Below are 17,870 nucleotides of genomic sequence, written 5' to 3'. Positions count from 1 at the left end.
TATGAGCGAGTTGTTGTCCTCAGTCAGTGATCACCTCCTGGCACCCGGTGGCGTGACCATCGAAAGCCTGCAAACCGTGCTCGGCGATCTGGCCGGGCCGGGTATCGATGCGGCTGACCTGTATTTCCAGGGGCAGATTTCCGAGTCCTGGGCGCTGGAAGATGGGATCGTCAAGGAAGGCAGTTTCAACCTTGACCAGGGCGTAGGCGTTCGCGCGCAATCGGGTGAGAAAACCGGCTTTGCCTACAGCAATGCGATCACCCTGGAGGCCCTAGGCCTGGCGGCGCGTGCCGCCCGTTCGATTTCCCGTGCCGGGCAGAATGGCACGGTGCAGGCGTTCAGTACCCAGGACGTGGCGCAGTTGTATGCGCCGGATAACCCCTTGGAAGTGATCAGCCGTGCGGAAAAGGTCGAGCTGCTCAAGCGAATCGACGCAGCCACCCGCGCCTTGGACCCGCGTATCCAGCAAGTGACCGTGAGCATGGCGGGCGTGTGGGAGCGCATCCTCGTGGCGTCCACAGACGGTGGGCTGGCGGCGGATGTACGGCCGCTGGTGCGTTTCAATGTGAGTGTGATCGTCGAACAGAACGGGCGCCGCGAGCGCGGTGGGCATGGCGGCGGCGGGCGCACCGACTACCGTTATTTCCTCGCTGACGACCGTGCCATGGGCTATGCCCGTGAGGCGCTGCGCCAGGCATTGGTCAACCTGGAAGCGATTCCGGCACCCGCCGGCACCTTGCCGGTGGTGCTGGGCTCGGGTTGGTCTGGCGTGTTGCTCCACGAAGCCGTGGGCCATGGCCTGGAAGGCGATTTCAACCGCAAGGGCAGTTCCGCCTACAGTGGGCGCATGGGCGAAATGGTTGCGTCCAAGCTGTGCACCATTGTCGATGACGGCACCCTGGCCGGCCGCCGTGGTTCGCTGAGTGTCGATGACGAAGGCACGCCGACCGAATGCACCACCCTGATCGAAAACGGCGTGCTCAAGGGCTACATGCAAGACAAGCTCAACGCGCGCCTGATGGGCGTGGCGCGCACCGGTAATGGTCGTCGTGAATCCTATGCGCATCTACCAATGCCGCGCATGACCAACACCTACATGCTCGGTGGCCAAAGCGATCCGGCAGAAATCATTGCCTCGGTAAAACGCGGTATCTACTGCGCCAACCTCGGCGGCGGCCAGGTGGACATCACCAGCGGCAAGTTCGTGTTCTCCACCAGCGAGGCGTACCTGATCGAAGACGGCAAGATTACCGCGCCGGTCAAAGGGGCGACGCTGATTGGTAACGGCCCGGAAGCCATGAGCAAGGTGTCGATGGTCGGTAACGACCTGTCGCTGGACAGCGGGGTGGGCACGTGCGGCAAGGATGGGCAGTCGGTGCCGGTAGGTGTCGGCCAGCCAACCTTGAAAATTGATGCGATCACCGTGGGTGGTACGGGATCGTAGGAACGCAAGCTTCGGGTGGCGAAGACCGCCACCCGGGGAAGAGGATCAGCGCAGGCCGCGTTGAGTCTCGTCCAGCTCACGGATGTATTTGAAGATTTTACGGCTGGTGGCCGGCGCCTTGTTATGCGCCAGCTCGTGCTGGGCCTGACGGATCAGGGAGCGCAATTGCTGGCGGTCCGCGTCCGGGTAGTCCAGTACGAATTTCTCCAGCACCGCGTCATCGCCCGAGATCAGGCGGTCACGCCAACGTTCCAGGTTGTGGAAGCGTTCGTTGTACTGGCGAGTGGAGGCATCGGTTTGATCGAGCAAAGTCAGAATGGCGTCAATGTCTTGGTCGCGCATCAGTTTGCCGATAAACGAGATGTGCCGTTTACGCGCGATATTCGCGGTGTGCTTGGGCGCATCCGCCAGGGCCCGACGCATTTCGTCGGTCAGTGGCAGTTTGGCGACCAAATCCTTTTTGAGCGTTGTAAGGCGCTCGCCAAGGTCAACCAGAGCATGCAGCTCACGTTTGACCTGGGTTTTGCTTTTCTCCCCATCGAGGGAGTCGTCGTAAGAATCAACCATGGTGGCAGTCCGCAAAGAAACGCCGCCATGATAACCAGTCGGGGGCCGCTTGTCCGGCCCGGTCGCTCGATGGCCATTACCGAAAGCAGAATTTGAGTGGAGAAAACCATGAGTGCAGCCCAAAGCGTCGGTCCACAAGCGTTACCGGCCCTGCAGGAACAAGTCGAGCAGATCCTTGCCGAGGCCAAGCGCCAGGGGGCCAGCGCCTGTGAAGTGGCGGTGTCGCTGGAGCAAGGGTTGTCGACTTCGGTGCGCCAGCGGGAAGTGGAAACGGTTGAATTCAATCGCGACCAAGGGTTTGGCATTACCTTGTATGCGGGCCAGCGCAAAGGCTCGGCCAGCACTTCCGCCAGTGGCCCTGAGGCGATTCGCGAGACCGTCGCCGCAGCACTGGCGATTGCCAAGCACACCTCCGAGGATGAAAGCTCGGGCCTGGCCGACAAGGCGTTGATGGCCAAGGATGTGCAGGATTTTGACCTGTTCCACGCCTGGGATATCACGCCTGAGCAAGCCATCGAGCTGGCGCTGACCTGCGAAGCGGCAGCCTTCGATGCCGATGCCCGCATCAAGAATGCGGACGGCACCACCTTGAGTACCCATCAGGGTTGCCGCGTCTACGGCAACAGCCATGGCTTTATCGGTGGCTATGCGTCCACGCGTCACAGCCTCAGTTGCGTGATGATCGCCGAAGCCAACGGGCAGATGCAGCGTGATTACTGGTATGACGTAAACCGCCAAGGCGATTTACTGGCAGACCCTGCAAGCATTGGCCTGCGTGCGGCGCAACGGGCTGCGAGCCGCCTGGGCGCGCGCCCGGTGCCGACCTGCGAAGTGCCTGTGCTGTTTTCCGCAGAGCTGGCCGGTGGTTTATTCGGCAGCTTTCTCGGCGCGATTTCCGGTGGCAACCTGTATCGCAAGTCTTCGTTCCTGGAAGGCGCCATCGGCCAGAAGCTGTTCCCTGAGTGGCTGACCATCGACGAGCGCCCGCATCTGATGCGCGCGATGGGCAGTTCGTCGTTCGACGGCGATGGCCTGGCGACCTATGCCAAGCCGTTTGTCGAGCAAGGTGAGCTGGTGTCCTATGTGCTGGGCACTTATGCCGGTCGCAAGCTGGGCCTGCCAAGCACCGCTAACGCAGGCGGCGTGCATAACCTGTTCGTGACCCACGGTGATGAAGACCAGGCGGCGTTGTTGCGGCGGATGGGGCGTGGGTTGCTGGTGACTGAATTGATGGGCCATGGCCTGAACATGGTCACCGGTGACTACTCGCGTGGTGCGGCGGGCTTCTGGGTGGAGAATGGCGAGATTCAGTTCGCCGTCCAGGAAGTGACCATCGCGGGCAATATGCGCGATATGTTCAAGCAGATCGTTGCCGTGGGTAACGACCTTGAACTGCGCAGCAATATCCGCACGGGTTCGGTGCTTATTGAACGCATGACGGTCGCTGGCAGCTAATCCCTCCCGCACGTTCTGAAAGGCGCGCCATCGCAAAGATGGCGCGCCTTTTTTATTGCGCCTCTTTTGACAGGATTAATGGGCCACTCTTGTTTTGATTCTCAATATCATTTAATAATAAATATCATTACCGAATGAGTGTGTCTCATGAGTTCTGTCTTGCATGAGGATCCCTATCTGGAAAGCTGGCGTTGGATGAGCCGCCAGATTCGCTGTGGCCTGGATCCCAATGAACCCCGCCTGATTGAGCATTACCTGAACGAAGGTCGGTACCTGGCGTGTTGCACCGCAACCCATCCGTGGACCATCGCTGAAACCTCATTTCGTTTGTTGATCGACACCGCCGCTGATGTCGCCTTGCCCTGGCATTGGCGCTCTCTGTGCCTGGACCAGGCCTGGCGACCACTGCGCGACCTGGAAAAACTCTCCCACTGTGCCTGCCGCCTCAAGCGCTGGCAGACCTTTGCCTGGCAATTGGCGAGCTGCGAATTACTGCCTTCGATTTCCGTTTCTGACTTGGTGCAAGGATCTAATGATGAGTAACACCCGTATCGAACGCGACAGCATGGGCGAACTGCATGTGCCGCAAGAAGCTTTGTATGGCGCACAAACACAGCGTGCGGTGAACAACTTTCCGATCAGTCATCAACCCATGCCGGCGCAATTCATCCGCGCGCTGATCCTGGCCAAGACAGCCGGGGCCAAGGTCAACGTCGACCTCAAGCAAATCAGCGAAGGGCAGGGCAAGGCTATTGTCGATGCTGCCCAAGGATTGCTGGAAGGCGACTACATGCAGCACTTCCCGGTGGATATCTTCCAGACCGGCTCCGGCACCAGCTCCAACATGAACGCCAATGAAGTGATCGCGACCCTTGCCAGCCGTTTGCTGGGCGAGGCGGTCAACCCCAACGATCATGTGAATTGCGGCCAGAGCAGCAACGACATCATCCCCACCACCATTCACGTCAGTGCTGCGTTGGTGCTGCACGAGCAAACGTTGCCGGCCCTGCTGCATCTGGTGCAGGTCATCGAGCAAAAAGCCGAGGCGGTTCACCCGTTCATCAAGACCGGCCGCACGCATTTGATGGACGCCATGCCGGTGCGCATGAGCCAGGTGTTGAACGGCTGGGCGCAGCAGCTCAAGGCCAATATCGGTCACTTGCAGGACCTGCTACCGGCGCTGCAAGCATTGGCTCAGGGCGGCACGGCGGTCGGCACCGGGATCAACGCACACCCCGAGTTTGCCGGGCGTTTCAGCCAGCAACTGAGCCTGTTGACCGGAGTGAAGTTCACACCCGGCAAGAACCTGTTTGCGCTGATTGGCTCCCAGGACACCGCCGTTGCGGTCTCTGGTCAGTTGAAAGCCACGGCGGTGTCGCTGATGAAGATCGCCAATGACCTGCGCTGGATGAACTCCGGGCCATTGGCCGGCCTGGGTGAAATCGAACTGGAGGCGCTGCAGCCGGGCTCGTCGATCATGCCGGGCAAGGTCAACCCGGTCATCCCGGAAGCGACCGCCATGGTGGCCGCCCAGATTATCGGCAATGACACAGTGATCACGGTGGCCGGTCAGTCGGGCAATTTCGAGCTGAATGTGATGCTGCCGATCATTGCCCAAAACCTGCTCAGCAGCCTAGAGTTGCTGGCCAATGCCAGCCGGTTGCTGGCGGACAAGGCCATTGCCAGCTTCAAGGTCAACGAACCCAAGCTCAAGGAAGCGCTGTCACGCAATCCGATCCTGGTCACCGCACTTAACCCGATCATCGGCTACCAGAAAGCAGCTGAAATCGCCAAGAAGGCGTATCAGCAAGGCCGCCCGGTGATCGATGTCGCCCTCGAACACACCGACCTGCCTCGCAGCCAACTGGAAGTCCTGCTGGACCCGGAAAAGCTCACCGCCGGCGGCGTGTAATCAACGACCCCGCTTTGGAGGCTCACCATGGAGCACTGGAAACGCACGATCGAACGGGCCAATCGCTGCTTTATGGCAGGCGAGTTGGTTGACGCTCGCGAGGCCTATCTGCAAGCCCTGGCCCTGGCCCAAGTGTTGTTCGAACGCTGGGCGGATGCTGACGAAGCAGTGGCGGCTTGCGTCATTTCCCATCACAACCTGGCGGACCTGCACTTGCGCCTGAACCAGCCTGAGGAAAGCGCGGAATACCTCTGCGCTATCCATCAGCGCCTCTTACAGACCATGCAGAACCCGCGACTCAGCCCGTCACTGCGCGAGGCCGCGCTGCGCCAAAGCAGCAAGACCTACGTCGAGCTGCTGAATTTCATCAGCGATCACGGCGAGTACCCACGCACTCATCGGCTGCTGGGCAGTGCTGCGACGCCAACGTCCACGTCCCACTATGGAGCACATTGATATGACCTATACCTTGCCGGCCTTGCCTTACGCCTACGACGCCCTCGAGCCGCATATCGACGCGCAAACCATGGAAATTCACTACACCAAGCACCACCAGACCTACATCAATAACCTCAATGCTGCGGTCGAGGGGACTGAGTTCGCCGGCTGGCCGGTGGAGAAGCTGGTGTCCAGCGTCCAAACATTGCCGGAGAAATTACGCGCTGCTGTGGTCAACCAAGGAGGCGGGCATGCGAACCACTCGTTGTTCTGGGCAGTCATGTCACCGACAGGGGGCGGCAAACCCGAGGGCGCGCTGGGCAAGGCTATCGACGAGCAATTGGGTGGTTTCGACAGCTTCAAGGAGGCGTTCACCAAGGCGGCCTTGACGCGATTCGGCAGCGGTTGGGCCTGGCTGAGCGTTACGCCACAAAAAACGCTGGTGGTGGAAAGCAGCGGCAACCAGGACAGCCCGCTGATGAGCGGCAATACGCCGGTGCTGGGCCTGGACGTCTGGGAGCACGCTTACTACCTGCAATATCAAAACCGACGACCGGAGTACATCAATGCATTCTATAGCGTCATCAACTGGCCGGAGGTTGCCGCGCGCTATCAGGCCGCTTTGGCCTGACATTCACTACATAACAAGATCTAAGGCCGACTATGGGCACTCAAACACTGGCGATCGGTAGCGTGCGAATGTTTCGTTATGCGTTTGGCACGCTGCTGCTATTGGCAGGTACTGCGTTATTGGTGGCCCATGGGCTGGCCTGGTTGAACCTGGAACCGCGCATACTGCGTGCTTTGCAGGGTGGGGCGATCTGCGCGCTTGGCACGGCGCTGGGCGCGGTGCCGGTGTTGGTGATTCGGCGCATGCCGATGGCGCTTAGCGACTCCCTGCTGGGCTTTGGTGCCGGTGTGATGCTGGCGGCGACTGCGTTTTCTCTGGTGGTACCGGGCATCGCCGCCGCCGAAAGCCTGGGACTTTCACCTTGGGGCGCCAGTGGCTTGATCAGCTTCGGCATCATGCTCGGGGCGTTCGGCCTGTACCTCGTAGACCGCAAGGTTTCTGGCGCCAGCCCGGAAATGCTGGTGGGTACACCGGATAAACCGGTTATCCCGCCGCGTATTTGGTTGTTCGTGTTTGCCATCATTGCGCACAACATTCCGGAAGGCATGGCTGTGGGGGTTTCTGCGGGCGGAGGCATGGCGGATGCCGACAGCCTCGCCATGGGCATTGCCCTGCAGGATGTGCCTGAAGGGCTGGTGATTGCGCTGGTATTGGCTGGGGCGGGAATGTCGCGAATCAAAGCCTTTTTGATTGGCGCTGCATCAGGCTTGGTTGAGCCGGTATTTGCGGTGCTCTGTGCATGGCTGGTGAGCCTTGCCGAAGTGTTGTTGCCGCTGGGTTTGGCGTTGGCCGCCGGGGCAATGTTGCTGGTCGTGACTCATGAAGTCATCCCCGAGTCGCGCCGCAATGGCCATGAAAATCTCGCCAGCCTTGGGCTGTGCCTCGGGTTTTGCCTGATGATGGTGATGGATACGGCGTTAGGCTGAGGGTGGTTCCCTGTAGGAGGGAGCCTGCTCGCAAAAAAAAACGGAGAGCACTGCGTTAACCAGGATGCCCGCGTTATCGTTGACGTTTTTCGCGAGCAAGCTCCTACAGTAGGGTTATTCGCCTTCGTCGAAGTAGTTGTTGATCAACGCGACCAGTGCGGCCATTGCTTCGTCTTCTTGCTCGCCTTCGGTGCGCAGATGGATTTTGGTGCCTTTGCCGGCCGCCAACATCATCATCGCCATGATGCTTTTGCCATCGACCATGGACTCTGGCGTACGCCCAGCACGGATCTGGCAGGGGAACTGCCCGGCCACGCCGACGAATTTAGCCGACGCCCGGGCGTGCAAGCCCAGCTTGTTGATGATTTCAATTTCCAGAGCAGGCATCGCGCAGGTGTTCCTTTCAACTCAGGTCGCGGTGGCGAACCTGGACGTTCTTGAGGGTTTGTTGCAGCACCTGGCCCAGCCGTTCAGTCAAATAGACCGAGCGGTGGTGGCCGCCGGTGCAGCCAATGGCAATGGTGACATAGGCTCGATTGCTGGCGGCAAAGCGCGGCAACCATTTGAGCAGGTAGCTGGAGATGTCCTGGAACATCTCTTCCACATCCGGTTGTGCGGCCAGGTAGTCGATCACAGGCTGATCCAGCCCGGACTGATCGCGCAACTCCGGCTTCCAGTAAGGGTTGGGCAGGCAGCGCACATCGAACACCAGGTCGGCATCTACCGGCATGCCGCGCTTGAAGCCAAATGACTCGACCAGAAACGCCGTCCCCGGCTCAGGCTGGTTCAGCAGGCGCAGCTTGATCGCGTCGCGCAACTGATACAGGTTCAGATTGGTGGTGTTGATCTTCAGGTCGGCCAGGTCAATGATCGGCCCGAGCAGCTTGGTCTCGTCCTCGATGGCTTCGGCCAGGGAGCGGTTGGCGCTGCTGAGGGGGTGGCGTCGACGGGTTTCGGAGAACCGCTTGAGCAAGGTCTCTTCGTCGGCATCCAGGTACAGCACATCGCAATGAATGTGCTTGGCACGCACTTCTTCCAACAGTTCCGGGAACCGCGAGAGGTGGCTAGGCAGGTTGCGCGCATCAATCGAGACCGCCACCAGCGGCTGCGCCAATTCGGTATGGATCAGTGCGCGTTCCGCCAGCTCTGGCAGCAGGCCGGCGGGCAGGTTGTCGATGCAATAGAAGCCGTTGTCCTCAAGCACATTGAGGGCGGTGCTCTTACCCGAGCCGGAGCGACCGCTGACGATGATCAAACGCATGATTACTGCCCGTTTTGTTCATCCAGGACAACTTGGTACAACGCTTCATTGCTGGAGGCGCTGCGCAGTTTGTCGCGTACATCCTTGCGGTCCAGCATGCTGGCGATCTGCCGGAGCAGTTCCAGGTGCGCATCGGTGGCGGCTTCCGGGACCAGCAGCACGAAGAGCAGGTCGACCGGGGCGCCGTCGATGGCGTCGAAATCAATGGGGTGATCCAAGTGCAGCAAGGCGCTCACAGGTGTTTCACAGCCTTTGAGGCGGCAGTGCGGAATGGCGATGCCGTTGCCAAAACCGGTGGAACCGAGTTTTTCACGGGCAATCAACGCTTCGAAGACATCTTGCATCTCCAGATCCGGCACTTCGCGTGCGATCAGGTTGGCAATTTGTTCGAGGGCTTTTTTCTTGCTGCCGCCCGGCACGTTCACGAGGGAACGGCCGGGGGTCAGGATGGTTTCAAGTCGGATCATGGGGGGAGAGTTAACGACCTGTACCTTGCATCAGGTGCAGATTCTTTTCCTTATGCTTTATGAGTTGGCGGTCGAGCTTGTCGTAGAGCGAGTCAATTGCCGCGTACATGTCTTCATGTTCTGCATTGGCAACGAGCTTGGCATTCGGTACGTGCAGGGTGGCCTCGATTTTCTGCTTGAGCTTATCGACCTCCATGATGACCTGCACGTTGGTAATCTTGTCAAAATGCCCCGCAAGCTTGTTCAGTTTGCTCTCGGTGTATTCACGCAGGGGCTTGGTGACTTCCAGCTGGTGTCCACTGATGTTGACTTGCATACAGCTTCTCCTTCGTTGCCAGTGCATAAAGCGGTGGGCAGGAATACCCACCACTGGAACGCTGTGGCCCGCCCGTCACATCAAACGCTTACGCTCGCTGGATGGCGCGATCCCTAGGGACTCGCGGTACTTGGCGACGGTTCGACGGGCGACCTGAATGCCTTGTGCCTCCAGTAAACCAGCGATCTTGCTGTCACTCAACGGCTTTTTCTGATTTTCAGCGGCAACCAGTTTTTTGATGATCGCGCGGATCGCCGTGGACGAGCATTCACCGCCTTCAGAGGTGCTGACGTGGCTGGAGAAAAAGTATTTCAACTCATAAATACCCCGTGGGGTATGCATGAATTTCTGCGTGGTAACCCGGGAAATCGTCGATTCATGCATGCCGACGGCTTCGGCGATGTCGTGCAGCACGAGAGGCTTCATGGCCTCGTCGCCGTACTCCAGGAAACCGCGCTGGTGTTCGACGATCTGGGTTGCGACTTTCATCAGGGTTTCGTTGCGGCTTTGCAGGCTCTTGATGAACCACCGCGCTTCCTGCAACTGGTTGCGCATGAAGGTGTTATCGGCGCTGGTATCAGCGCGGCGCACAAAACCTGCGTATTGCGGGTTGACCCGCAGGCGCGGTACCGACTCCTGGTTCAGCTCCACCAGCCAACGTTCGTTGTCCTTGCGCACGATGACGTCGGGCACTACGTATTCGGCTTCGCTGGATTCGATCTGCGAGCCTGGGCGCGGGTTGAGGCTTTGCACCAGCTCGATGACCTGGCGCAAGTCATCTTCCTTGAGCTTCATACGGCGCATCAGTTGGCTGTAGTCGCGACTGCCCAGCAGGTCGATGTAGTCACTGACCAGGCGTTGCGCTTCGGTGAGCCATGGGGTCTTGGCCGGCAATTGGCGCAGTTGCAGCAACAGGCACTCGCTGAGTGTGCGGGCACCAATGCCGGCGGGCTCGAATTGCTGGATGCGGTGCAGGACGGCTTCGATTTCGTCCAGTTCGATATCCAGTTCCGGGTCGAAGGCCTCAAGGATCTCCTCGAGGGTTTCGTCCAGGTAGCCCTGGTTGTTGATGCAGTCGATCAGGGTGACCGCGATCAGGCGATCGGTATCGGACATCGGCGCCAGGTTCAGTTGCCACAACAGGTGGCTCTGCAGGCTCTCGCCCACCGACGTACGGGTGGTGAAGTCCCACTCGTCATCATCGTTGCTCGGCAGGCTGCTGGCGCTGGTCTGGTAGACGTCTTCCCACGCGGTGTCCACGGGAAGCTCGTTGGGAATGCGTTCGTTCCAGTCGCCTTCCTCCAGGTTGTCCACCGTCGGGGCGGTTTCCTGATAGGAGGGTTCCTGCACGTCGGGATTGGGTTTTTGCTCGATGTTGTCGGCCAGCGGGTCTGCATTATCGAAGTCGTCGCCTTCTTCCTGGCGTTCGAGCATCGGATTGGACTCCAGGGCCTCCTGGATTTCCTGTTGCAGGTCCAGGGTCGACAATTGGAGCAGGCGGATGGCCTGTTGCAGCTGCGGTGTCATCGTCAGCTGCTGGCCCATTCTCAGGACTAGCGATGGTTTCATGGCAGGGGCTTAACACCTTATTCGCCGGCGCAATGCGCCATCCACGACAGGGCGCGTGAGCGCCAAACATAAGCAAATTATATGCCTGATCTCGGGGCCTTTGCCTAGAGCGCGGTAACAATAAAAAAACCGAGGTTTCCATTGACTCCCGCGCGCTCCAGGGAAAAGCGCGATACCCCTGTGTTTACAGGCGGAACTCGTGACCCAGGTACACTTCCTTCACCAGCTCGTTAGCCAGGATAGTCTCGGCATCGCCTTCGGCAATCAGCTGACCATCGTTGACGATATACGCTGTTTCGCAGATATCGAGGGTTTCGCGCACGTTGTGGTCGGTGATCAGCACGCCAATGCCCTTGGCCTTGAGGTGATGGATGATCTGCTTGATGTCACCCACCGAAATCGGGTCGACACCGGCAAAGGGTTCATCCAGCAGGATGAATTTCGGCGCGGTCGCCAGGGCGCGGGCGATTTCCACGCGGCGGCGCTCACCACCGGACAGGCTCATGCCGAGGTTGTCGCGAATATGGTTGATGTGGAATTCCTGCAGCAGGCTTTCCAGCTCCTGGCGGCGGCCATCGCGATCGAGTTCCTTGCGGGTCTCGAGAATCGCCATGATGTTATCGGCTACCGACAGTTTGCGGAAGATCGACGCTTCCTGGGGAAGATAGCCAATACCTGCCCGTGCACGACCGTGCATGGGTTGATGGCTGACATCCAGGTCGTCGATCAATACACGACCCTGGTCTGCCTGGACCAGCCCGACGATCATATAGAAGCAAGTGGTTTTGCCGGCACCGTTGGGGCCGAGCAAACCGACGATCTGGCCGCTGTCGATCGACAGGCTGACGTCGCGTACCACCTGGCGGCTTTTATAGGCCTTGGCCAGATGCTGGGCTTTCAGGGTTGCCATTACTCGGCCTTCTTCTTCGGCTGGATAACCATGTCGATGCGCGGGCGCGGTGCAGTGACCTTGGAGCCGTTGGCGCGACCGGCGTTGGCGATCTGCTTGACGGTGTCATAGGTGATCTTTTCACCTTCGGTCGAGTTGCCGTCTGGGCTCAGTACCTTGGCCTGGTCGATCAACACGATACGATTCTGCTGGGCGTGATACTGGATAGTCTTGCCGTAGCCTTTCATCGGGCCGGTGTCGGTAGCGGACTGCTTCTGCTCGAAATAAGCCAGGTTGCCCACCGACGTCACCACGTCAATGTCGCCTGTCTGGGTGCGCGTCAGAGTCACCGTGTTGCCGGTGATCTTCATCGAGCCCTGGGTGATGATCACGCCGCCTGTATAGGTGGCAACACCTTTCTTGTCATCGAGCTGTGCATCGTCAGCCGAAATATGGATCGGTTGCTGGCTATCGTTCGGCAGAGCCCAGGCGCTCACGCTTCCCAGTGCTGCGCCCAGACCGAGCAAAATAGGGAGGGTTTTAACGAGCCTCATACTGTCCTCTTACGTTCGATAGCAGGTGTATCCTGCTTTCTTTCAAATACGCTTTCATTCCCTTGCCAGTCGATACACCGCCAGCGCCGTCGATTCTAACGTCTTGCTCGGTCTGCGCATATTGCTTCTGTGGGAATACGGTCATGCGACTGCTGGTAATGATGGTGTCGCGGTTCTGCGCGTCTGTACGTGCGACGCGAACCGAGTCGATCAGTTCAACTTCGGTGCCATCCGGGTTGACCTCGCCACGCTTGCTGGTGACGTGCCAGGGAAATTCGGTGCCGCGATACAGGTTCAGGTCCGGATTGGTCAGCAGGCTGACTTCGGAAGCCTTCAAGTGCTCGACCTTGTCCGATGTCATCTCATACTGCACCTTGCCGTCAGGCAGGTACTGAATGCTGTAGGCATTGGTGGCGTAATAGTCGATAAGACCTTCGTCAACCTGCGCAACAGGCTTGTCGAGGAAGCGCTCCGGGCTGATATTCCAGTAGCCCACCGCCAGGAGCAGCGCGGCGATGACCCCGAATAACAGGAAGTTGCGAATCTTTTTGCTCAGCATATAACGCTCTATAGGTAGGCGGCGTGGGCCGCTTCAAGGCTGCCCTGGGCACGCAGGATCAACTCGCAGAACTCGCGGGCGGCACCTTCGCCGCCACGGGCGGTGGTGATGCCATGGGCGTGTTCGCGGACAAACGCCGCGGCATTCGCGACGGCCATGCCCAGGCCCACCCGGCGAATCACCGGCAGGTCTGGCAGGTCGTCGCCCAGATAGGCGACCTGTTCATAGCTTAGGTTGAGTTGGCCAAGAAGCTCGTCCAGCACCACCAGTTTATCCTCGCGGCCCTGATACAGGTGAGGAATACCGAGGTTTTGTGCGCGGCGTTCCACAACCGGTGTTTTTCGACCGCTGATAATTGCGGTTTGCACGCCCGCTGCCATCAGCATTTTGATGCCTTGGCCATCGAGGGTGTTGAAGGTCTTGAATTCGCTGCCGTCTTCGAGGAAGTACAGGCGGCCATCCGTCAGCACGCCGTCAACGTCGAAAATCGCCAGTTTGATGTTTTTACCGCGTTGCATCAGGTCGCTGATCATTTACATCACTCCTGCGCGCAGCAAGTCGCCTAGGTTTAGGGCCCCGATCGGCCGATCATCGTGGTCGACCACGATCAGTGCACCTATCCGGTGGTCTTCCATGATTTTCAACGCTTCAGCCGCGAGCATTTCGGCGCGGGCGGTCTTGCCGTGAGGGGTCATCACGGCGTCGATGGTCGCGGTATGGATATCAATGGTGCGGTCGAGGGTGCGACGCAGGTCGCCGTCGGTGAATATCCCGGCCAGCCGGCCATCGGTTTCGACGATGGCGGTCATGCCCAAGCCCTTGCGGGTCATTTCCATCAGCGCATCCCGAAGCAGAGTGCCGCGTGGAACGCTCGGCAGCTCGGCGCCGCGATGCATGACATTTTCCACTTTCAGCAGCAGGCGACGGCCCAGTGCGCCACCCGGATGTGAAAATGCGAAGTCCTCGGCCGTAAACCCGCGGGCCTCCAGCAATGCCACCGCCAGGGCATCGCCCATTACCAGCGCGGCGGTGGTGGAGGAGGTGGGCGCCAGATTCAGTGGGCAGGCTTCGTGGGTCACGTGCACGTTCAGGTTGACGTCGGCAGCCTTGGCCAACGTTGACTCAGGGTTACCTGTGAGGCTGATCATCTGGATGCCCAGGCGCTTGATCAGCGGCAACAGGGTCACGATTTCGTTGGTGGTGCCGGAGTTGGATAGCGCCAAAATCACGTCATCCTTGGTGATCATGCCCATGTCGCCGTGGCTGGCTTCGGCCGGGTGCACGAAAAACGCAGTGGTCCCCGTGCTTGCCAAGGTCGCCGCGATCTTGTTGCCAATGTGGCCGGACTTGCCCATGCCGACCACCACAACGCGGCCCTTGCTCGCCAGAATCATCTCGCAGGCGCGCACGAAATCCGCGTCGATATGGGCCAGCAAGCCTTCTACGGCTTCAAGCTCAAGGCGTACGGTGCGTTGTGCGGATTGAATAAGGTCGCTGGATTGGCTCATGTCTGAAATCGTATAGCCTGACGAAAAGTCGGCGATTATAGCGGTAATGATCGATTCCCTCACGCAAGTTCGTCAGGCTTTGTGCGCGGGATAACTGAAAAGCACCGTGGGCAACATAGCAAGCAACGTTTTTTCCCTGTCTCAAATCTGAACCAGCGCTGTTCCGGCCTTGGGCGCTCTGTACCAGCAGTGATATAGTTCGCCGCCAGTTCGGTCCGCCCAACCCATGTGCTCAACTATTGCGCATCTGTTGAAAACCAAAGTCGCACACATGGTGTCTGAGTGAAAGGCTGCATCCCAAGGAGATTAGATGAGTGCCGATAACGCCTACGCGGTCGAGCTGAAGGGTCTTACCTTCAAGCGCGGGACGCGCAGCATCTTCAATAACATCGATATTCGCATTCCTCGCGGCAAGGTCACGGGCATCATGGGGCCTTCCGGTTGCGGCAAGACCACCCTGTTGCGCCTGATGGGCATGCAATTGCGCCCCAGTGCCGGGGAAGTGTGGGTCAACGGCCAGAACCTGCCGACGCTGTCACGCAGCGATCTGTTCGATGCGCGCAAGCATATGGGCGTGCTATTCCAGAGCGGCGCGCTGTTTACCGACCTCGATGTGTTCGAAAACGTGGCCTTCCCGCTGCGGGTGCACACCCAGCTGTCCGATGAAATGATTCGTGACATCGTGTTGCTGAAGCTGCAGGCCGTAGGCCTTCGCGGCGCCATCGACCTGATGCCGGACGAGTTGTCCGGTGGCATGAAGCGCCGTGTCGCCCTGGCGCGGGCCATTGCCCTCGACCCACAGATCCTCATGTATGACGAGCCATTCGTGGGGCAGGACCCGATCGCCATGGGCGTGTTGGTGCGCCTGATCCGCCTGCTCAACGATGCACTGGGAATCACCAGTATCGTGGTCTCCCACGACCTGGCCGAAACCGCGAGCATTGCCGACTATCTGTATGTAGTCGGTGATGGTCAGGTGCTGGGGCAGGGTACGCCTGAAGAGTTGATGAACGCCGATAACCCGCGCATTCGCCAATTCATGACCGGCAACCCCGATGGCCCGGTGCCTTTTCACTTTCCGGCGGCGGACTACCGCTCAGATCTTCTGGGGAAGCGCTGATGCGCAAGACATCTCTTATCGAGAAGGTTCGCCTTTTCGGTCGTTCGGGCATCGACATCGTCGAAGTGCTGGGGCGTTCGACCATTTTCCTGTTTCACGCCTTGCTGGGGCGCGGCGGCATCGGCGGCGGCTTTGGCCTGCTGGTCAAGCAACTGCACTCGGTGGGGGTGATGTCCCTGGTGATCATCGTGGTCTCCGGCGTGTTCATCGGCATGGTGCTGGCCCTGCAGGGTTTCAATATCCTGTCCAGCTACGGCTCGGAGCAGGCGGTAGGGCAGATGGTGGCCCTGACTCTGTTGCGTGAGCTTGGCCCGGTGGTCACCGCCTTGTTGTTCGCTGGGCGTGCGGGCTCGGCGTTAACCGCTGAAATCGGCAATATGAAGTCCACCGAGCAGCTGTCCAGCCTGGAAATGATCGGCGTGGACCCGCTCAAGTACATTGTTGCCCCGCGCCTGTGGGCCGGCTTCATTTCCCTGCCACTGCTGGCAATGATCTTCAGCGTGGTGGGTATCTGGGGTGGTTCGTGGGTGGCGGTTGACTGGCTGGGGGTCTACGACGGCTCCTACTGGGCCAACATGCAAAACAGCGTGACCTTCACCGGTGACGTGCTCAACGGCATTATAAAGAGCATCGTCTTTGCCTTTGTGGTGACCTGGATTGCCGTATTCCAAGGCTATGACTGTGAGCCCACTTCAGAGGGGATCAGCCGTGCCACCACCAAGACCGTTGTGTACGCCTCGTTGGCGGTACTGGGCCTTGACTTCATTTTGACCGCCTTGATGTTTGGAGATTTCTGATGCAAAACCGCACTGTGGAAATCGGTGTCGGCCTTTTCTTGCTGGCTGGCATCCTGGCTTTACTGTTGTTGGCCCTGCGAGTCAGCGGCCTGTCGGCCAGCCCTACCGCCGATACCTATAAACTTTACGCGTACTTCGACAATATCGCCGGTTTGACGGTCAGATCCAAAGTGACCATGGCCGGTGTCACCATCGGCAAAGTCACGGCAATCGATCTGGATCGCGACAGCTTTACCGGTCGGGTGACGATGCAACTGGACAAGAAGGTAGATAATCTGCCAACTGACTCCACGGCATCTATCCTCACTGCGGGTTTGCTGGGCGAGAAGTACATCGGGGTCAGCGTGGGCGGGGAAACAGCCCTGCTCAAGGATGGTTCGACCATCCACGACACACAGTCGTCGCTGGTGCTTGAAGACCTGATCGGAAAATTTTTGCTCAATACGGTCAATAAAGACGCCAAATGAGGAATCTGTTCATGATCTCTACCTTGCGACGTGGCCTGCTGGTACTGCTTGCAGCATTGCCGATGATGGCCAACGCGGCAGGTTCTGCCCACGATTTGGTGCAGGACACCACCAGTAAAATGCTGGCTGACCTCAAGGCTAATAAAGAACAGTACAAGCAAGACCCTTCCAAGTTCTACAACGCGCTCAACACGATCGTTGGCCCTGTGGTCGATGCTGAAGGCATCTCCAAAAGCATCATGACGGTCAAGTATTCGCGCAAGGCTACGCCTGCGCAGATGCAGACGTTCCAGGAAAACTTCAAGAAGGGTCTGTTCCAGTTCTACGGCAACGCTCTGCTGGAATACAACAACCAGGGCATTATCGTTGATGCGCCCAAGGACGAGTCGGGCGACCGTGCTGAAGTCGGGATGAAAGTCTCCGGCAGCAATGGCGCCGTGTACCCGGTGTCCTACACCCTGACGAAGATCAACGGTGAGTGGAAACTGCGCAACGTGATCATCAACGGTATCAACATCGGCAAGCTGTTCCGTGATCAGTTCGCCGACGCGATGCAGCGCAATGGCAACGATCTGGACAAGACCATCAACGGTTGGGCCGGTGAAGTGGCCAAGGCCAAGGAAGAAACCGACAAAGCTGCCGGGAAGCCTGCGCAATGACCGAGTCGGCTGTTCGTATCGGCGACGCCGGCGAGCTGTTCCTCAGCGGCGTGCTGGATTACCGCACCGGGCCTGACCTGCGCAAGCAGGGCCAGGCGTTAATCAAGGCCAGCAAAGCGCCAGAGCTGGTGCTTGATTGCTCGGCGGTGACCAAGTCCAGCAGCGCCGGCCTGTCGTTGTTGCTGTGCTTCATGCGTGATGCCGAGGCGGCGAAAAAACCGGTCAGTATCCGTGCGTTGCCGGAAGACATGCGCGAAATTGCCGAAGTTTCCGGTTTGACCGAGCTGCTGGCGCATCCCTGATACACATTATTAAAGAAGCCCCCCGTCAG

23 protein-coding genes are annotated in these 17,870 nt (G+C 59.1%); 12 read left to right on the top strand and 11 right to left on the bottom strand.

Translation table 11 applies throughout. The annotated features are described in order from the left end of the window. The first annotated feature begins 1 nt into the window (after position 1). A complete protein-coding gene (gene tldD, locus AC4PS6_RS27325; protein WP_003188566.1) occupies positions 2 to 1,444 on the top strand; it encodes a metalloprotease TldD in 1,443 nt (480 codons plus the stop codon). Between the two features lie 45 nt (positions 1,445 to 1,489). On the opposite strand, the gene yjgA is transcribed toward tldD, so the two are convergent. Continuing rightward, positions 1,490 to 2,011 carry a ribosome biogenesis factor YjgA gene (yjgA, locus tag AC4PS6_RS27320; protein ID WP_003188568.1) on the bottom strand — a complete coding sequence of 174 codons (522 nt, stop codon included), beginning with the start codon at positions 2,009 to 2,011 and terminating at the stop codon, positions 1,490 to 1,492. A gap of 108 nt (positions 2,012 to 2,119) precedes the next feature. On the opposite strand from yjgA, the gene pmbA reads away from it, so the two are divergent. The 6 genes from pmbA to AC4PS6_RS27290 all read left to right on the top strand — a co-directional run bounded on the left by pmbA (position 2,120) and on the right by AC4PS6_RS27290 (position 7,373). Continuing rightward, positions 2,120 to 3,466 carry a metalloprotease PmbA gene (pmbA, locus tag AC4PS6_RS27315; protein WP_014716925.1) on the top strand — a complete coding sequence of 449 codons (1,347 nt, stop codon included), beginning with the start codon at positions 2,120 to 2,122 and terminating at the stop codon, positions 3,464 to 3,466. 147 nt (positions 3,467 to 3,613) lie between these two features. Next, on the top strand, positions 3,614 to 4,009 hold the full coding sequence (locus AC4PS6_RS27310) for a hypothetical protein (protein WP_003188570.1): 396 nt from the start codon (positions 3,614 to 3,616) through the stop codon (positions 4,007 to 4,009). Then, entirely contained in the window at positions 4,002 to 5,378 is a 1,377-nt protein-coding gene (locus AC4PS6_RS27305) for a class II fumarate hydratase (RefSeq protein ID WP_492181066.1), read from the top strand. The genes AC4PS6_RS27310 and AC4PS6_RS27305 overlap by 8 nt, the downstream gene beginning before the upstream one ends. Positions 5,379 to 5,405: 27 nt before the next feature. Next, the gene (locus AC4PS6_RS27300; RefSeq protein WP_014716928.1) at positions 5,406 to 5,834 is read left to right on the top strand and encodes a DUF2753 family protein; all 429 of its coding nucleotides are present in this window, start codon (positions 5,406 to 5,408) and stop codon (positions 5,832 to 5,834) included. A 1-nt stretch (position 5,835) separates the two neighbouring features. Then, positions 5,836 to 6,447 (top strand): superoxide dismutase, encoded by a 612-nt coding sequence (locus tag AC4PS6_RS27295; RefSeq protein WP_014716929.1) that lies wholly within the window; start codon positions 5,836 to 5,838, stop codon positions 6,445 to 6,447. Between the two features lie 32 nt (positions 6,448 to 6,479). Beyond that, positions 6,480 to 7,373, top strand: coding sequence for a ZIP family metal transporter (locus AC4PS6_RS27290; RefSeq protein WP_201913599.1), 894 nt, complete (start codon positions 6,480 to 6,482; stop codon positions 7,371 to 7,373). A 114-nt stretch (positions 7,374 to 7,487) separates the two neighbouring features. Here the strand turns inward: AC4PS6_RS27290 and AC4PS6_RS27285 are convergent, their stop codons facing one another. The 10 genes from AC4PS6_RS27285 to AC4PS6_RS27240 all read right to left on the bottom strand — a co-directional run bounded on the left by AC4PS6_RS27285 (position 7,488) and on the right by AC4PS6_RS27240 (position 14,496). Beyond that, positions 7,488 to 7,760, bottom strand: a complete 273-nt coding sequence (locus tag AC4PS6_RS27285) for an HPr family phosphocarrier protein (RefSeq protein ID WP_014716931.1) — start codon at positions 7,758 to 7,760, stop codon at positions 7,488 to 7,490. Positions 7,761 to 7,776: 16 nt separating this feature from the next. Then, positions 7,777 to 8,634, bottom strand: a complete 858-nt coding sequence (gene rapZ, locus AC4PS6_RS27280) for an RNase adapter RapZ (RefSeq protein WP_019816957.1) — start codon at positions 8,632 to 8,634, stop codon at positions 7,777 to 7,779. Positions 8,635 to 8,636: 2 nt separating this feature from the next. Further along, complete coding sequence (gene ptsN / locus AC4PS6_RS27275) at positions 8,637 to 9,101, bottom strand: PTS IIA-like nitrogen regulatory protein PtsN (RefSeq protein ID WP_014716933.1); 465 nt, start codon at positions 9,099 to 9,101, stop codon at positions 8,637 to 8,639. A gap of 10 nt (positions 9,102 to 9,111) precedes the next feature. Continuing rightward, positions 9,112 to 9,417, bottom strand: coding sequence for a ribosome hibernation-promoting factor, HPF/YfiA family (gene hpf, locus AC4PS6_RS27270; protein ID WP_003171804.1), 306 nt, complete (start codon positions 9,415 to 9,417; stop codon positions 9,112 to 9,114). A gap of 75 nt (positions 9,418 to 9,492) precedes the next feature. Next, positions 9,493 to 10,986, bottom strand: a complete 1,494-nt coding sequence (locus AC4PS6_RS27265) for an RNA polymerase factor sigma-54 (protein ID WP_014716935.1) — start codon at positions 10,984 to 10,986, stop codon at positions 9,493 to 9,495. A gap of 184 nt (positions 10,987 to 11,170) precedes the next feature. After that, a complete protein-coding gene (gene lptB, locus AC4PS6_RS27260; RefSeq protein WP_003188582.1) occupies positions 11,171 to 11,896 on the bottom strand; it encodes an LPS export ABC transporter ATP-binding protein in 726 nt (241 codons plus the stop codon). Further along, a complete protein-coding gene (lptA, locus tag AC4PS6_RS27255; protein WP_020301264.1) occupies positions 11,896 to 12,429 on the bottom strand; it encodes a lipopolysaccharide transport periplasmic protein LptA in 534 nt (177 codons plus the stop codon). Before lptA ends, lptB begins: the two co-directional genes overlap by 1 nt. Next, positions 12,416 to 12,988, bottom strand: a complete 573-nt coding sequence (lptC, locus tag AC4PS6_RS27250) for an LPS export ABC transporter periplasmic protein LptC (protein ID WP_014716937.1) — start codon at positions 12,986 to 12,988, stop codon at positions 12,416 to 12,418. Before lptC ends, lptA begins: the two co-directional genes overlap by 14 nt. An 8-nt stretch (positions 12,989 to 12,996) precedes the next feature. Continuing rightward, positions 12,997 to 13,521, bottom strand: coding sequence for a KdsC family phosphatase (locus AC4PS6_RS27245; protein WP_014716938.1), 525 nt, complete (start codon positions 13,519 to 13,521; stop codon positions 12,997 to 12,999). After that, positions 13,522 to 14,496 (bottom strand): KpsF/GutQ family sugar-phosphate isomerase, encoded by a 975-nt coding sequence (locus AC4PS6_RS27240; RefSeq protein WP_336827011.1) that lies wholly within the window; start codon positions 14,494 to 14,496, stop codon positions 13,522 to 13,524. A 310-nt stretch (positions 14,497 to 14,806) separates the two neighbouring features. Between AC4PS6_RS27240 and AC4PS6_RS27235 the strand changes: the two genes are divergently transcribed. Genes AC4PS6_RS27235 through AC4PS6_RS27215 form a run of 5 tightly spaced genes read left to right on the top strand, consistent with a single transcriptional unit; the run spans position 14,807 to position 17,841 of the window. After that, complete coding sequence (locus tag AC4PS6_RS27235) at positions 14,807 to 15,616, top strand: ATP-binding cassette domain-containing protein (protein WP_038448939.1); 810 nt, start codon at positions 14,807 to 14,809, stop codon at positions 15,614 to 15,616. Then, a complete protein-coding gene (gene mlaE, locus AC4PS6_RS27230) occupies positions 15,616 to 16,413 on the top strand; it encodes a lipid asymmetry maintenance ABC transporter permease subunit MlaE (protein ID WP_003188592.1) in 798 nt (265 codons plus the stop codon). The genes AC4PS6_RS27235 and mlaE overlap by 1 nt, the downstream gene beginning before the upstream one ends. After that, entirely contained in the window at positions 16,413 to 16,880 is a 468-nt protein-coding gene (gene mlaD / locus AC4PS6_RS27225) for an outer membrane lipid asymmetry maintenance protein MlaD (protein ID WP_003188593.1), read from the top strand. The genes mlaE and mlaD overlap by 1 nt, the downstream gene beginning before the upstream one ends. Before the next feature lie 11 nt (positions 16,881 to 16,891). Then, a complete protein-coding gene (locus AC4PS6_RS27220; RefSeq protein ID WP_014716940.1) occupies positions 16,892 to 17,539 on the top strand; it encodes an MlaC/ttg2D family ABC transporter substrate-binding protein in 648 nt (215 codons plus the stop codon). Further along, positions 17,536 to 17,841: an STAS domain-containing protein gene (locus AC4PS6_RS27215; protein WP_336827010.1), complete on the top strand. Its 306-nt coding sequence runs from the start codon at positions 17,536 to 17,538 to the stop codon at positions 17,839 to 17,841. The genes AC4PS6_RS27220 and AC4PS6_RS27215 overlap by 4 nt, the downstream gene beginning before the upstream one ends. Positions 17,842 to 17,870: the final 29 nt, after the last annotated feature.

The sequence above is a fragment of the Pseudomonas sp. DW-iso17 genome (assembly GCF_058725345.1).
Note: the sequence above shows the minus strand (reverse complement) of the source record. Positions and strands in the feature narration are given on the sequence as shown.

Coding starts and splice junctions, on each gene's coding strand:
- ptsN (WP_014716933.1), bottom strand. CDS start 9,101: ATGATCCGACTTGAAACCATCCTGACCCCCGGCCGTTCCCTCGTGAAC.
- tldD (WP_003188566.1), top strand. CDS start 2: ATGAGCGAGTTGTTGTCCTCAGTCAGTGATCACCTCCTGGCACCCGGT.
- lptB (WP_003188582.1), bottom strand. CDS start 11,896: ATGGCAACCCTGAAAGCCCAGCATCTGGCCAAGGCCTATAAAAGCCGC.
- AC4PS6_RS27300 (WP_014716928.1), top strand. CDS start 5,406: ATGGAGCACTGGAAACGCACGATCGAACGGGCCAATCGCTGCTTTATG.
- hpf (WP_003171804.1), bottom strand. CDS start 9,417: ATGCAAGTCAACATCAGTGGACACCAGCTGGAAGTCACCAAGCCCCTG.
- mlaD (WP_003188593.1), top strand. CDS start 16,413: ATGCAAAACCGCACTGTGGAAATCGGTGTCGGCCTTTTCTTGCTGGCT.
- AC4PS6_RS27295 (WP_014716929.1), top strand. CDS start 5,836: ATGACCTATACCTTGCCGGCCTTGCCTTACGCCTACGACGCCCTCGAG.
- yjgA (WP_003188568.1), bottom strand. CDS start 2,011: ATGGTTGATTCTTACGACGACTCCCTCGATGGGGAGAAAAGCAAAACC.
- AC4PS6_RS27240 (WP_336827011.1), bottom strand. CDS start 14,496: ATGAGCCAATCCAGCGACCTTATTCAATCCGCACAACGCACCGTACGC.
- mlaE (WP_003188592.1), top strand. CDS start 15,616: ATGCGCAAGACATCTCTTATCGAGAAGGTTCGCCTTTTCGGTCGTTCG.
- AC4PS6_RS27305 (WP_492181066.1), top strand. CDS start 4,002: ATGAGTAACACCCGTATCGAACGCGACAGCATGGGCGAACTGCATGTG.
- AC4PS6_RS27310 (WP_003188570.1), top strand. CDS start 3,614: ATGAGTTCTGTCTTGCATGAGGATCCCTATCTGGAAAGCTGGCGTTGG.
- rapZ (WP_019816957.1), bottom strand. CDS start 8,634: ATGCGTTTGATCATCGTCAGCGGTCGCTCCGGCTCGGGTAAGAGCACC.
- lptA (WP_020301264.1), bottom strand. CDS start 12,429: ATGAGGCTCGTTAAAACCCTCCCTATTTTGCTCGGTCTGGGCGCAGCA.
- pmbA (WP_014716925.1), top strand. CDS start 2,120: ATGAGTGCAGCCCAAAGCGTCGGTCCACAAGCGTTACCGGCCCTGCAG.
- AC4PS6_RS27220 (WP_014716940.1), top strand. CDS start 16,892: ATGATCTCTACCTTGCGACGTGGCCTGCTGGTACTGCTTGCAGCATTG.
- AC4PS6_RS27265 (WP_014716935.1), bottom strand. CDS start 10,986: ATGAAACCATCGCTAGTCCTGAGAATGGGCCAGCAGCTGACGATGACA.
- lptC (WP_014716937.1), bottom strand. CDS start 12,988: ATGCTGAGCAAAAAGATTCGCAACTTCCTGTTATTCGGGGTCATCGCC.
- AC4PS6_RS27235 (WP_038448939.1), top strand. CDS start 14,807: ATGAGTGCCGATAACGCCTACGCGGTCGAGCTGAAGGGTCTTACCTTC.
- AC4PS6_RS27290 (WP_201913599.1), top strand. CDS start 6,480: ATGGGCACTCAAACACTGGCGATCGGTAGCGTGCGAATGTTTCGTTAT.
- AC4PS6_RS27285 (WP_014716931.1), bottom strand. CDS start 7,760: ATGCCTGCTCTGGAAATTGAAATCATCAACAAGCTGGGCTTGCACGCC.
- AC4PS6_RS27215 (WP_336827010.1), top strand. CDS start 17,536: ATGACCGAGTCGGCTGTTCGTATCGGCGACGCCGGCGAGCTGTTCCTC.
- AC4PS6_RS27245 (WP_014716938.1), bottom strand. CDS start 13,521: ATGATCAGCGACCTGATGCAACGCGGTAAAAACATCAAACTGGCGATT.